The 13534-nt window shown below is 45.5% G+C and carries 14 protein-coding genes, 1 other RNA gene and 1 pseudogene; 13 read left to right on the top strand and 3 right to left on the bottom strand.

Translation table 11 applies throughout. The annotated features are described in order from the left end of the window. Positions 1–40: 40 nt before the first annotated feature. The 9 genes and pseudogenes from OCV59_RS09570 (at position 41) to OCV59_RS09530 (ending at position 5499) form a co-directional block, all read left to right on the top strand. Positions 41–1003, top strand: coding sequence for an RluA family pseudouridine synthase (locus tag OCV59_RS09570; RefSeq protein WP_262584288.1), 963 nt, complete (start codon positions 41–43; stop codon positions 1001–1003). An 11-nt stretch (positions 1004–1014) separates the two neighbouring features. Beyond that, the gene (gene lepB, locus OCV59_RS09565) at positions 1015–1554 is read left to right on the top strand and encodes a signal peptidase I (protein ID WP_147594263.1); all 540 of its coding nucleotides are present in this window, start codon (positions 1015–1017) and stop codon (positions 1552–1554) included. Between the two features lies 1 nt (position 1555). After that, complete coding sequence (lepB, locus tag OCV59_RS09560; protein WP_147594262.1) at positions 1556–2074, top strand: signal peptidase I; 519 nt, start codon at positions 1556–1558, stop codon at positions 2072–2074. Positions 2075–2153: 79 nt separating this feature from the next. Then, positions 2154–2651, top strand: coding sequence for a signal peptidase I (gene lepB, locus OCV59_RS09555; protein WP_147594261.1), 498 nt, complete (start codon positions 2154–2156; stop codon positions 2649–2651). Positions 2652–2667: 16 nt separating this feature from the next. Continuing rightward, positions 2668–3114, top strand: a pseudogene (gene smpB, locus OCV59_RS09550) (SsrA-binding protein SmpB); the annotation flags it as partial. Between the two features lie 12 nt (positions 3115–3126). Beyond that, positions 3127–3432 (top strand): hypothetical protein, encoded by a 306-nt coding sequence (locus tag OCV59_RS09545; protein WP_147594259.1) that lies wholly within the window; start codon positions 3127–3129, stop codon positions 3430–3432. Positions 3433–3484: 52 nt separating this feature from the next. Further along, positions 3485–3858, top strand: a transfer-messenger RNA (tmRNA) gene (gene ssrA / locus OCV59_RS09540). A gap of 173 nt (positions 3859–4031) precedes the next feature. Continuing rightward, positions 4032–4949, top strand: coding sequence for a transposase (locus OCV59_RS09535; RefSeq protein ID WP_262584287.1), 918 nt, complete (start codon positions 4032–4034; stop codon positions 4947–4949). A 49-nt stretch (positions 4950–4998) separates the two neighbouring features. Further along, positions 4999–5499, top strand: a complete 501-nt coding sequence (locus tag OCV59_RS09530; protein WP_262584286.1) for a transposase — start codon at positions 4999–5001, stop codon at positions 5497–5499. Positions 5500–5796: 297 nt separating this feature from the next. Here OCV59_RS09530 and OCV59_RS09525 read toward each other — a convergent pair whose 3' ends face one another. The 3 genes from OCV59_RS09525 to OCV59_RS09515 all read right to left on the bottom strand — a co-directional run bounded on the left by OCV59_RS09525 (position 5797) and on the right by OCV59_RS09515 (position 8907). After that, the gene (locus OCV59_RS09525) at positions 5797–7125 is read right to left on the bottom strand and encodes an APC family permease (RefSeq protein WP_147594258.1); all 1329 of its coding nucleotides are present in this window, start codon (positions 7123–7125) and stop codon (positions 5797–5799) included. Between the two features lie 46 nt (positions 7126–7171). After that, the gene (locus OCV59_RS09520; protein WP_147594257.1) at positions 7172–8065 is read right to left on the bottom strand and encodes a carbon-nitrogen hydrolase family protein; all 894 of its coding nucleotides are present in this window, start codon (positions 8063–8065) and stop codon (positions 7172–7174) included. Between the two features lie 89 nt (positions 8066–8154). Continuing rightward, positions 8155–8907, bottom strand: a complete 753-nt coding sequence (locus OCV59_RS09515; RefSeq protein WP_147594256.1) for a helix-turn-helix domain-containing protein — start codon at positions 8905–8907, stop codon at positions 8155–8157. A gap of 592 nt (positions 8908–9499) precedes the next feature. On the opposite strand from OCV59_RS09515, the gene cas6 reads away from it, so the two are divergent. The 4 genes from cas6 to cas5 are packed head-to-tail and all read left to right on the top strand — an operon-like array spanning position 9500 to position 13506. Beyond that, positions 9500–10222 (top strand): CRISPR-associated endoribonuclease Cas6, encoded by a 723-nt coding sequence (gene cas6, locus OCV59_RS09510; RefSeq protein ID WP_147594255.1) that lies wholly within the window; start codon positions 9500–9502, stop codon positions 10220–10222. A 15-nt stretch (positions 10223–10237) separates the two neighbouring features. Further along, on the top strand, positions 10238–11938 hold the full coding sequence (cas8a1, locus tag OCV59_RS09505) for a type I-B CRISPR-associated protein Cas8b1/Cst1 (RefSeq protein ID WP_147594254.1): 1701 nt from the start codon (positions 10238–10240) through the stop codon (positions 11936–11938). Next, the gene (cas7i, locus tag OCV59_RS09500) at positions 11931–12800 is read left to right on the top strand and encodes a type I-B CRISPR-associated protein Cas7/Cst2/DevR (RefSeq protein ID WP_147594253.1); all 870 of its coding nucleotides are present in this window, start codon (positions 11931–11933) and stop codon (positions 12798–12800) included. Before cas8a1 ends, cas7i begins: the two co-directional genes overlap by 8 nt. Then, positions 12793–13506, top strand: a complete 714-nt coding sequence (cas5, locus tag OCV59_RS09495) for a CRISPR-associated protein Cas5 (RefSeq protein WP_147594252.1) — start codon at positions 12793–12795, stop codon at positions 13504–13506. The genes cas7i and cas5 overlap by 8 nt, the downstream gene beginning before the upstream one ends. Positions 13507–13534: the final 28 nt, after the last annotated feature.

The raw sequence follows: 13534 nt of genomic DNA, 5'->3' as shown, positions 1-13534 counted from the left end.
TTAGATGAGGAGTTGTTGTATAATCATAAACATGGTGAAATTGATTATTACTGAAAATGAAGCGGGCCAGAGACTTGACCGTTTTCTCAGGAAGTATTTCAGAAAAGCGACGCTGAGTTTTATCTACAAGCTGATAAGAAAAGATATCAAGCTGAACGGAAAACGTGCAAAGGAAGACACTATGCTCTGCACGGGCGACGAGCTGAGCATTTACATACCTGAAGAAAAGGCAAAAGAGCTGGCGACTGACAGCAGAAAAAAGACATCGAAACGACAGTTCAAGATCGCATATGAAGATGACAACATCCTGATCGTCGATAAACCGTGGGGGCTTCTGACGCACGGCGATTCTCATGAGAAGAAGAACACACTTGTGAATCAGGTGTGCGGATACCTGCAGGACAAGGGAGAGTACGATCCTTCGAAAGAGAAGACTTTTACTCCTGCACCCGTCAACAGGCTTGACCGGAACACCACCGGCCTTGTTGTTTTTGGAAAGAATTCAGCTGCGCTGCGAAATCTGACAAGATCCATAAGAGAACACGATAATATAGAAAAGTATTATATGACGATAGTCTGCGGCAGTCTGAAGGAGCCTGTCTTTCTCAATGAAAACCTGAAGCGGGATACGGACAGGAATATTTCGGAAGTGAGCAGTGACGGCAGCGGAAAGGCGGCAGCTACGTACGTGAAGCCGGTCAGCACGGGAAAAAACTTTTCTCTCGTTGAAGTGAGGATATTCACAGGACGGACGCACCAGATAAGGACGCACCTCGCTCATGCCGGATTCCCGCTGGCGGGCGACAGCAAGTACGGCGATCCGGCTGTGAACCGGCAGCTGAAAAAAGAAGGCATAACGACGCAGCTGCTGCATGCGTGCAGGCTTGAATTCAAGGGAAGTATCGAGGGACTGGAATATCTTGAGGGCACAACAGCCGAGGCTCCTTTACCGTCTGAGTTCATCAGAGCGAGGAAGCTGCTGCTGGCGGATGCCGGAAAATGAAAGGATAAAGTATGAACAGAGGATCAAGTGGACAGACTTATGGAAGAAGGCGGAAATCGCCGTATGCAGTCGCATTCGTGCTGGCGATAGTTATGTTTATTCTGGTCGCGCCGGAAGTGAACGAGGGAAAGGCGATGTCGCCTGCGATAGAAAACGGGCAGGTGCTTGTACTCAGCAAGACATCGTACTCGGCCAAGAGAGGAGCGCCTGACAGGAACGATATAGTGGTTCTCGAAAAGACCGCAGCTCCGGATGTCTATGACGACAACATCATAGCTCGTGTAGCCGGACTTCCGGGGGAGACTGTGGAGATCAAAGACGGCAAGGTGTACATAGACGGAGATGAATATGTTGCTCCGGGCGGTATAAAGGGCGCTGACGGTGAAATGAAAGTAAAGCTGAAGAAAAACGAGGTCTTCCTGCTCTGCGACAACAGAGATGAGGATATCGACAGCAGGAATGAAAAGCTCGGCCCGGTCGATATGAAAGCGATAAAGGGGCGTGTGCTCTTTTCCGTATGGCCTTTGTCACGATTCGGAGGAATAGACTAGGATGAAGGAATTTATAAAAGACATAATAATAGCACTCATAATAGTATTAGCGATAACTTTTGTGATAAAACCGACGATAGTAAAGGAAAGCTCGATGGAGCCGACGCTGTATGAGAACAATTATCTGTTCGTCAACAAGCTGGCGTATGTGACGAAGGATCATCCGTCATACGGAGATATAATAATCTTCAAGTCGGATATCAGCAAGGATGACGGCAGTGGGAAAAAGATCCTGATAAAACGTGTCATCGGCGTTGAAGGCGATGTGATAACCATAAAGGACGGCAGTGTTTACCGCAATGATGTGAGACTGGATGAGCCTTATACGCTCGAGGGGTTCACGAGCGGCGAGATAGACGGATTCACCGTTCCGGAAAACGAAGTTTTCGTAATGGGTGACAACAGGGGAGTGAGCCTCGACAGCAGGTCGGATGAAGTGGGCACTGTCGACGAGGATCAAATCATAGGAAAGGCGTTTTTCAGGCTCTATCCGTTCAGTGAGATAGGTCTGCTCAAATAGAGAGGAAGAAACCGTAAAAACCGGCGGCATAGACAGCCGATGCACAGTGGTACATATTTTTAATGAGCGGGAGGTCGCTATGATCAGAAAAATGCTGCTTTATGTACTGTCCGGTGCGGCAGGTATCGCACTGGCGCTGGCGCTGTCAGCCGTATTCACAGTTGAAGATATGACCGGAAGCGGCATGGAGCCGGTTTTGTCAGACGGAGATCACATACTGGTGAACAGGATGGCATATGGAAAGGCGCACGATACGGCTCCAGCTGTCGGTGATATAGTCGCATTCAGATGTGATGTGCACGGAGAGGACGGAGAAGGCGCGATACTGGTGAGGAGAGTTGCAGGAAGCAGCGGAGATGTCATAGAGATAAAGGACAATATATTCTATCTCAACGGCAGCCCTTACGAGGAATATATGTCAGAACCGGCCGATATGAAGACTGTAAAGAAAACGACGCTCGGGAAGAATGAAATATTCGTGCTCAGCGATGACCGCAGAGCATCGATGGACAGCAGGAATGAGGCGGTCGGCATCGTCGACAGCCGTGAATGTATAGGCAAAGTCTGCTTCAGATGACAGAAAGGATGCATGGGAAATGAGAATCGTAGCAAATAATAAAAAAGCCAGACACGATTTCTTTATAGAAGAGACTTATGAAGCGGGGATATCTCTTACCGGTACCGAAATAAAATCGGTGAGACAGGGAAAAGTGAGCATAAAGGAAAGCTATGCGAAGATAGAAAATGAAGAGATAATACTCTACGGTATGAATATAAGTCCGTACGAACAGGGCAACAGGTTCAATGCAGAGCCTGTCAGACCGCGAAAGCTGCTGATGCACAAGCGTGAGATAAGGAAACTTATCGGATACACTACATTAAAAGGCTTGACTTTGGTGCCGCTGAAGATGTACATTAATGGTAGCGGTCTTGCCAAAGTAGAGATCGCAGTTGCGCGAGGCAAGAAAGAATATGACAAGAGACACGATATTGCCAAGAGGGATGCTGACAGAAGGATGCAGCAGGCCATGAGAAAGTAAGGAGGCTGTGATATGCAGAGTTTCTTGAACAAAATAGGTAAAACAGCGGGAGCTGCCGCAAACAAGGCGGGCAGCAAAGCAAATGAGCTGCTGGAGATCGGCAAGCTCAAGGGAAAGATCAGCACTGAAAAGCAGAACATCAAAGCTGCAAAGGCGGCTATAGGTGACTACTGCTACGATCTGTTCCAGCAGGACTGTATAGATAACGAAAAGATCAGAGAGTACTGCGAGAAGATCAGGGTATATGAGGACAACATAGCAGATCTGCAGCAGCAGATCAGTGATGTCAGAGCAGGAGCAGCTGACGAAGATCAGTAAAGATTATTCAGAGAAAAACCCTGCAGGCGAGCGATCGTCTGCAGTGAGATATGGGGATGTTTATGGTTTCGACGGGGGTGTGGAAACCGGATAAGCGAGCCGTAGTCGCCAAGTCTACGTTAAAAGTGGCCGTTTAAATATAAACGCTAAAAAGAACAATAATTTCGCACCTATGGCTATGGCTGCGTAGTCAGTCATAAGCTGTGCGTGTCAGCTCCGGCTCACCTGTAGGCTGGAGACCTGGCATCGATCATACAGGAAAACTTCATGTGAAAGCCCGGCAGCATGAGGGAACAACGGGATAGCTGATTTCAAAGCCTGCTTTTGGGCGTTGAGAGAGGCGAAATCTTAAAACATAAGCTGCGCTCGGAGAAAGTCTCGTGGAAATGCTTTCGGACACGGGTTCGACTCCCGTCATCTCCACCAAACCTATGGGGGCTGTCGCATTAACGATTTAAGATCGTTAGGGCGGAGCCTCTTTTTTCGTGCAAAAAAACTACCCTGATCACAAGGATGTGAGCAGGGTATGGTAAAATAGTTGTATGACCAAACACAACATCTTACGAAAACAGTATATACTGAACGAACAAAACTATCAATTGAAAATACCAATGGAACTGGATGCTTTGATAAAGGTAATGCTGTATGCATACCATGAAGCCAAAGATATTTCTTCCAGGTCCATCGAGAAAAACTGCAGGCGTGATATCAATTACAAATATCTTCTGGAAGGCAGAGCTGCACCTGATCATGCCGCGATCGCAAGATTCCGAACAAAGCACTTTGCAAAATGTGCGCAAAGCTTCCTGGCCCAGATGAGCCGCATACTTTATGAACTTGATCAGCTTACCACGTCAGAAGTTTTCATTGATGGAACAAAGATCGAGGCTGCTGCAAACAAATATACTTTTGTATGGAAACGGGCAGTTTCAAGGCATCAGGCAAGATTTTCAAGAAAAACTGCTTTGCTGGTTGGAGATATCATACAGCGATATGACCTTAAGCCGTTATGGCAAAAGCAGGTCAGGAAAAAGCATGTAAAGAAGCTACTGAAAACTCTCAAAACCCTTGCGCGGAAGCAGGGCCTTGAATTCGTCTGCGGGCGAGGGCACAGAAAAGAACAGCTGCAGAGAGATATCGAGGATCTGGAAGCTGCGCTTGAAAAGATCAGGGAATACGAGCTGAAGATCCACAAATGCGGTATGCGAAACAGTTATTCCAAGACCGACAATGATGCAACTTTCATGCATATGAAGGATGATCATATGATGAACGGACAGCTCAAACCTGCATTTAATGTACCGCATGCTGTTAATTCCGGATTTATTGTTTCTGTGGGGATATTCCCTGATCCAACAGATGTACTGACATTAAAGCCATTCGTGGAAAACATGGAATCGAATCTGAACATGAAGTTTGAGAGGATCGTAGCAGATGCCGGATATGAAAGTGAAGAGAATCTGACCTATCTTAAGGAAAAGGGGGATCGCAGCCTACATAAAGCCTGGCAGCTATGAACAGATCGGCACCCGGAAATTTTCAAAGGAAATCGGTCGCAAAGAAAATATGATGTATGATGCAGAGCATGACTGTTACATCTGCTGCAATGGAAAAGCTGTCAAAAAAACGGGAAGCAGAAAAGTCAAAACAGCCTCAGGATATATCCGGGAAGAAACCCATTACTACTGTGAAGAATGCGACGGATGTCCTCACAGAGCAAAATGTCTTGAAGGAAAGAACTGGAAGAAACCTTTGGATAAAAGATACAAGACTCTGATCGTATCACGAAAATTTGAGGCTCTGCGGGCGGAAGAATACCGGCTCATCGATTCGGAAGAAGGAAAAAAGCTGCGCATGAACAGAAGTATACAGGCAGAAGGATGCTTTGCCGATATCAAAGGAGACTGTGGATTTACTGGATTCCTGTGTCGTGGAAGCGTCAATGTGCAGGCGGAATACATACTCTTTGCCATGTCACATAACCTGGGATGGCTTCATAGCAGGATCCAAAACGATAAGCTCAACCTGCATCTTTATGAACTGAAACAGGAAAAAGAAGCTGCATAATTTTAAATGAAAAAACTGAAACGGAAGTTCAGAGACGAGAATAGTGTCTGTATTTTGTGATACGCAAAACAACAATATGATCATCAAAGAGTAAGCTTAGAATTCCAATGTTTTAAAGAAATGAAAAAGGGACACCGCCCTAACGACCTTAAATCGTTAATGCGACAGCCCCTATGATTTTTGTATATTATAGAATTTGTTTATGCTGCACTGCAGCTTTGCTGTATCATACGGCCTGCATTGCACATAGCATCTGTATTCGCGATGCCGTACGTTTGCCTGCCGCTGCACTGTGCTTTACGCATCGATACCGAGTTCAGGCGGTTCTTCCTTGAGTCCCTTGGTGAGAACGAGCAGGTAGATGATACCGGCTACTGTCCATGCACATCCCAGGATGATAGCGATCTTGTCAAGGTGCACCAGCAGGTACAGGCAGAGAAGCGCTCCCAGGACAGGGAATACCAGGTACAGGAAGAAGCCTTTCACTGAACGCTGCTTCTGCTTTACGAAATAGTACACGATAACAGAAATGTTTACGAAGAAGAATGCAACGAATCCGCCGAAGTTGATGTAAGCTGTAGCCTTTGTAACATCGAGGAATACAGCGAACAGTGCAACTACACCAGTCAGGATGATAGCATTTACAGGAGTCTGAGTCTTGTGATTCAGATTTCCGAAGAACTTCTTAGGAAGTACACCATCTCTGCCCATTGCGTAGAGCAGACGTGCGCCGCTGGCCTGAGCCGACAGACCTGCCGCGAACTGACCTGCTATAGTACCGATCAGGAAGATGCCTCCGAAGATAGAAGGAGCTACCTGCTTAGCGATATCATATGCAGCGTTGTCCGGGTTCGGATAGTCGAACGAAGGATGCACGAGGTGAGTGAAGTAAGTTACTACCAGGAAGATCGCGCCGCATACGAGCAGTGTCAGTATGATCGATCTTGGGATGTTCTTTGTCGGGTCGATAGTATCTTCTGTGAATGTAGTCAGCGCGTCGAACCCGAGGAAGCAGTAGCATGCAGCTGCAGCTCCGGCTACCGTGTAGCTGAAATCGATGTCAGGGTTGTAGAACGGTGAGAACGATGCAAGTGTACCTTCTCCCATGCCCTCAGTGATCGCCTTGATAGTGAAGATAAGGAAAGCTACTATGATAACGACCTGGATCGAAACCATGATGAAGTTGATCTTGCTTCCTACTTCCACACCGACGATATTGATCAGTGATGTAACAACGATGAAGCCGATGAGCCATACCCATGAAGGAACGGCAGGAACAGCAGCGCTGAAGTATGATGCGCCGATGAGCCATATTGCCATTGGGAAGAACACATATCCCAGCAGTACGATCCATCCTGCGACAACTCCGAGCTTGGCGTTGATAGCCTTTCTTGTGTATGTATATGTGGATCCGGCAGCAGGGAAAGCCTTGGCCATGTGGCCGTAGCTCAGTGCTGTGAACAGCATAGCGATTACCGCGAAGCATATCGAACCGGATTCAACACCGTGTGATGCAGTGGCGATGACACCGTAGATAGTATATGCGATCATAGGTGTCAGGAAAGCTACACCGAAGATGACAAGGTGGTGCAGTTTCATAGTACGTTTTAAAGTATTGTCACTCATTTGAACACTTCTCCTCTCTTATTGACATGTTCTTTAAGACAACGATTTACAGAAACTTTTTGTAAAGGTCAGGTCTGTAGTCAGGAACACCAGTGATCTCCTTGTTTACGAACAGACGTCTTTCTGCGAGAGAAAGGTCGATCGTTTCGATGAAGATGCCTTCCTGTACATTATCCTTGTTTCCTGCATAGTAGTGAAGGTTTGTCTCATAGAACGGAGTGATCTTCGGTCCTATGATGCAGCTGCCGCCGCCGAAGTAGTCCACGATGTCAGTACCGCAGAGGTTCGAGCTTGCAACGAAGATAGTATTGCACAGAACTCCGTATTCGAGAGTAGGTGCATAGTAGTCTATGAATGCCTGACGGCTGCCTTCCTTAGGGATCTCCTCGATAACTGCAGTAGGGTTCAGGTAAAGTCTGCTGCCCTGTCCGCAGTAGTATCTCTGGAGTTCAGGGAACTGATATGTATCGAAGCAGATGCCCACTGAGATCGGACCCCATGGAGTATCGAACATGAACGGCTTTTCGCCCTTTACACACCAGATGCTCTCTGTTTCGAACGGATGCATCTTCTGGTAAGCGCCGATAACACCGTCAGGACCTATTGCAACAGCTGAGTTGTAAAGCGTTGCGTCAGGTGTTTCTTCCATTTTTTCTGCCATTCCGAAAACAACATAGATCCCGTATTTCTTTGTGATCTCTGCGATCGCCTGGCATGAAGGACCGTTGATCGTTTCTGCGGTTTTGATCTTTTCTTCCTGAGGGATAGTTTCATCTACGTAGTAGTCATAACCGTAGAGACACATCTCAGGGAATAAGATGAGGTTTGCGCCGCGCTTAGCTGCAGCTTCTGCAAATCCGCACATTCTGGAAAGGTTGCTCTCTTTGTTTGCCGCATCGACTCTGAAGTTTGCCACGGCAACAGTGATAATGTCTTTCATAGTGTTCTCCTTTTTTAGTAGTATTAAAATTATTCCAAATAATTGTCAATTGGTTGATACGCACTGCCTGCGCCGGCCGGCAGCTGCGTTTATTTGCCCTTGCCGGTAGTCTTGCAGATGAATTCGATACGCGATTTTGTTTCGGATTTTTCCAGTATCCTGGTCACATGCTTTTTGACCGTGGATATCGTGATGCATTTTTCCTCGGCTATCTGCTCGTTGGAATAGCCTTTAAGGATCATAGTCGCGATATCCTGCTCGGCGTTAGTCAGCGAATACTGATGAGCGATATTGTCAAACAGGAATGCGTAGTTCGAAGCCTTCAGCTCGAGATGAGGCTGGAATACCCTGCAGATCTCAACTTCCCTTTCAGAAAAATCGATGTCCTTCTCATTGCGGAACAGATCCAGTGAACCGATGCAGAACTCCCTGTTTTCAAGATTCCATCGGAAATTCGTATCCAGAGAGATCTTGGTGTTTGCCGGAGTCACGTAATCGATGAAGTACTCAGTCTCCTTTCGCTGCTCTATATCGAAAGCCTCTGTGCTTTTGATCACGACCTCCTTGTTCGGCATCATCTTGTCCACAACGTCATCGATTTTGCAGTAGTAACGCTCGTAATCCCTGAGCTCCTTGTCGCTGAAGCCCTGACCGAGGTAATGCTTGACAGTGTTAGGTGCAGAAAGGTCATAAAAGTATATACACGCTTTCTCATAAGGCACCAGTCCCTCGATATCAACTAGAAATGTGTTCAAAGCCTTGAGGATGTCGCTTTCGCTGTTCATCTGGAGTATTATATCGTTGATTTTTTTCCAGTCTTTCGTCCACAGTTCCTGACTCATAAGCAGTCCTTTCAATATTGTTTGATTATTTCGTGAATGATTATACTATCTAAGCTTTCTGAAATCTATGGTACCCAGGTACCATATTTCATACCCCTGTAGTAAAAATCGGTACTTTATTTTAGTGTAAAAACGCTGCAGATGTTGAGAATGCAATGCTTTTATGAGCACGTCATAATTTTTTCCATAGGGAGAAAGCTTTCCGTGCTTCCGCTCGACACATCATTCGCAAGGAGAACCGGCGCGGATGAAAGCGGCATAATGCACGATCTTTGATATTAATATAACAGGGAAAGGGAAGGGGTTCAACTGTGAAAATATGTATGGCATAGTAAAGCTCCCCGCCACTAGTGGTGGCAGGGAGCTGATGAGATCCAATATGGGGCTATTAAATTGAGTGATAAATACACAAATATCTTTTACATTCCAATATGTATAACGGATTATACAACAAATAAAATTTCAAATCAAGAGACTCATGTTATAAAACACATATATCTGGTTGACAAGAATCATGAGAGGGCTTATAATGAAAGAAAATTCAAACAAATAAAACGGGCAAAATAATCATAATTAACGAAAGGAGTAAATCATGCAGCAATTAAAGCTAGTATTTGAGCTGGAAAAACCTGAACTGCCGAAAGAGCTCGACAGACTGCTGGTCAGCTTCATAAAAGCGGCGGCAGAAGCATCATCGCAGGAATTTTTCCACGAAATGTACGCCAAAGACAGATCGGTGCTGAAGCAGTATACATATTCATATATGCTGGACAGGCCCAGATTTGAAGCGGATCGTATACTGCTCGGGAGCAGCAGACTCACGATGTTTTTTTCGGACAGTGATCTGGGCGAATTCATACGGTTTTTTAACGGGTTCAAATCACTTGTACAAAAACGATATCCGATGAAAAACAATTCGATGACACTTGTCTCACTCGTGATGCAGCGATACAGGGATATCAGAGATCGTGAAGTTGTGGTAAAGATGATGAGCCCTCTTGTTGTCAGGAGACATGATTACGAAAACAATAAAGACACGTACTACACCTTTGAAGACCGGGAGTTCAGTGAAGCACTCAAAGAAAATATAGATTTCTTTCTTCAGAAAACAGGGACAAGCGTTTCTACAGAAGGATTTTCTATAACACCGGTAAAAGCAAAGAAAGTCGTCGTGCCCGTGTTTGGCAGAAATACGGATGCCAGCTTGGGAGTGTACAAACTGACAGGAACGCCAGAGCTTCTGAACGTATTGTATCAGGCGGGAATGGGTGCAAGGCGGTCATCAGGGCATGGCAAGTGGACGCTGCTGCTGTAACAGAGGGGGTGTAATATGGATCGTTTAGAAATAAGTCTTGGGGATTTTCTTAAAAACGCAGGCATCACAGGCCTTTATTATGCACTCGAAAATCACGGTGCGAGAGAAGGTGTCGATTACGGGATCTCTGATGATAAATATACGTTCTGGATAGACCGGGCATTTGCACTGGATACTGACTGGACAGACGTATATTTCAAAGCTTTTGTAAAATATTTAGGGCCGGCGACAGTACTGCCTGAGATCGAAAAGAAGATCGACAGCTGCATCAGTAAACTGGAGATCCACAGCTGGGAAGCTACGAAAGAAAACAGAGAACAGCTGAAGTATATAAATGACAAACTGCTGTTAAACAGTTACAAGGCAGGATTTGAAAACATAAAAGAGGCTGCAGGCAGTGATGAAGTAAAATGCATGGAAGCGTATGAGCAGCTGAAAAAAGAAAAACTCAGTGACAAAATGGATGAGACACTGCTTCTTGAAAAACTGAGAGGACTCAAGGTTTTCCTTTCAAATGACATCTGCAGGGAAACTTTTGCGATGAAAAGCATCATATACAGCATCATAAACAGATTTTGGGATAAAAAATGTTTCCTCCATCGTAAAAATGCAGACAAAAACATGAGAGCAATATTTGCAAAAGATTTTGGAATCCCGTTCGTAGAGTATCTGAAAAGCGATCACAGCAGGTCTAAGGATTCATGTATAGAATGCGGCATGCCTATTAAGAGTGGGGAGAAGGTTTCTATAGCATTTATGAAAGAAATGGCCGATGATCTGGCACGAAAAAGATCTGCATTCTGGAACGGGAAAGTGGATGCGTATCTATGTCCGGTATGTGCATTCCTGTATGCGATGAGTCCACTGGGTTTTCAGCTTATCGGAAATAAATTCGTATTTGTGAATTTGAATCACAATGTAAAAACGATTATTGGCGTCAATAAAAAAATACCTGCGGTGGAAGATAGTTCGATGAAAGAAAAAGATGAAAGATATCCGTCGTGGTTTGCAAGAGTTGTGAACATGGTGCTCGAAGACAAGACGAATGAGCTTTTAAATATACAGGTGATCATGAGAGGTACGAATGAGAGCGACAGATATGCCTTCAGCATAATAAGCAAGCCTGTACTGAGGATCCTTAATGATAAAACGGTGAAAAGCTGCCTTGGGAAACTGGCAGAGCATCCGTTCTGCAAAATAGGCAGCGAATACCTGAATGTGTATGAGGAAGTCATAATGAATCTGCTGAAATACCGTGAACAGTATCCGCTGCTGAACAGGCTGATGAAGGCTTCGATAGAAAACGACGGTATGCTGGGAACGGCTTTCATGGTGTACTGCATCCAGCTGCAGCAGTGCCATATAAACGAGAACAAAGGAGGTAATGCTTTTATGAATAAATACAGGATGAGAGACAGCGGGTATGCTCTGCGGAAAAATCTGATGGAAAGCAGAGGGCTGACAAGCGATGATTTTCTCCGCGGAACTATATATCAGCTTCTCAATGCTCTTTCAGTCGGAAATGATAAAAAGTTTATAGAAATAGTGATGCGAATGTACTGCTCGAGCAGGCTTCAGATGCCGGAAGGATTTATATACATGATCGGAGATCAGAAGTGCTTCCAGGAAGACGGGTATGCATTCGTACTGGGATTGAAGGGAAGTTATTCGGTAAAGACGCAGGATGATGAAAAGGAGGAAGGTCGCGATGAATAGAAATGGTTTAACGGTAACGATGGTGTTTCTGGCAGAAAGTGCTAATTACGGAGAAGGTATAGGTAACATAACGTCTCTGAAAAAAATGACCAGAGGAGACAACAAGCAGTATACATATATATCAAGGCAGGCGCTCAGGTACAGTCTCGTTCAGCAGATGGGATGGGACAAGACTCCGGTGGATGCTAAAAGCGGAGTAGTGCAGTTCGCACCATCTGCAACGATAGCGGAATTTCCGGAGATTGATCTGTTCGGATACATGAAAACCACGGCCAAAGACGACAAGCAGAGCGGCGGCGCATCGACCAGAAATGCCGTGGCAAGGCTGAGCAATGCGATATCGCTTGAACCGTACCAGAGCGATCTTGACTTTCTGACAAATATGGGGCTGGCATCCAGGATCGATGCGGACAACGGAATAGCTCAGAGCGAGATACACCGCACATATTACAGATATACGGTATCCGTGGATCTGGAACGTGTCGGCATAGACGGGGATATCGAGATCAGCAGTGAGGAAAAGGCAGAGCGCGTAAAAGCCCTGCTGGACGGTATCCGGTACCTTTACAGAGATATAAAAGGTCGCAGGGAGGATCTGAGTCCGGTATTCATTATCGGCGGAGTGTACGAGAGAAAGAATCCGTTCTTTGAGAACAAGGTGAAAATCGAAAAAAACAGACTCAGTGTTGAGATGATAAAAGAACTCACAGATTCGGACAGCAGCATCGGGGAAAATACATTCGCAGGTGTTGTCTCTGAAATGTTCGATAACGATAAAGAGATAAAGGACATTCTAGGGGCGGAGACCATAGGAGATGTGTTCGGGCACATCAAAGAGGAAGTGGACAGATACTATGGATAGGGCAATAAGGATACAGTGTTACCAGGAACTTGCTAATTACCGTAAGCCAAGCAGCTTCATCATCAAGGAAACGTTCCCCCTGCCGCCATATTCAACAGTCCTGGGAATGATACATGCAGCATGCGGTTTTAAGGAATTCCATCCGATGAAGCTGAGCATACAGGGAACGAACAATGGAACGGTATCAGAGCTTTATACGAGATATTCGTTTACTCCGGGGGGGAAATTCGATAAAGCGCGACATCAGATATGCATAAAGGATGGCAAAGAATATGGCATTTTCAAAGGTATAGCCAACGTGGAACTGATATGTGAAAACAGGATGGTCATACATGTCGTGCCGTCTGATGATGATTTCGATACGGTGTATCATGCCTTGTGCAGACCTCAGCGTTATCCTTCAATGGGCCGATATGAGGACATGCTCGATATAGAGCGTGTAGATATCGTCGGACTGGAAAAAAGTGACGAGGCTTTCACGGAAATGGATATATATGTGCCTGTTGATTCGGATGCAGATACAGAGGGGACAATGACAACTGTATACACATTGACGAAAGAGTACGAGATAACGAAGAAAGGACTAAGGCGCTGGAAAGCTGAAGGTGGCAAGATCAAAGCTAAACTTTTTCCAGCAAATAAGTCGATAGGAAATGTGTATGTGGATGATTTTTCAGATCATGGAACAGTAGTTGTGCTGGCATAACTGTATGATCCGGAAATGAGTCATGTAT

This window comes from Brotomerdimonas butyrica (assembly GCF_025567305.1).
Classification (GTDB): domain Bacteria; phylum Bacillota; class Clostridia; order Peptostreptococcales; family Anaerovoracaceae; genus Lentihominibacter; species Lentihominibacter butyricus.
Note: the sequence above shows the minus strand (reverse complement) of the source record. Positions and strands in the feature narration are given on the sequence as shown.